At 71.2% G+C, this 292-nt stretch carries 1 protein-coding gene; it reads right to left on the bottom strand.

Going from position 1 to position 292, the window contains the following annotated elements:
* Positions 1 to 292: strawberry notch family protein (locus tag OXU42_08345; GenBank protein MDE0029392.1), on the bottom strand; the 292-nt coding region annotated here is incomplete at both ends.

The raw sequence follows: 292 nt of genomic DNA on the forward strand, positions 1-292 counted from the left end.
GCGTTGGCCATGGCGTGGGCCTCGTCGAACACGATGGCGCCGTCGAAGGCGTGGTGCTCGGCCTCGTCGGTTCCTCCGGCGAGCCACTGTACGATTTGGTCGAGGCGCGAGGCGCGGCCTTGGCGGGACGGCGAGCGCAGCGTGGCGTAGGTGGTGAAGAGGATACCGTCAGAACGCGGGATCTCCGCGCCCTGGCGGAAGCCGCCGAGGGGGATGAGGTCGTCCTCGCGGCCGCCGAGCGCGGTCCAGTCCCGGCGCGCGTCTTCGAGGAGCTTGTCCGACTGGCTGAGCC

The organism is Deltaproteobacteria bacterium, from assembly GCA_028818775.1.
Lineage (GTDB): Bacteria > Desulfobacterota > Binatia > UBA9968 > JAJDTQ01 > JAJDTQ01.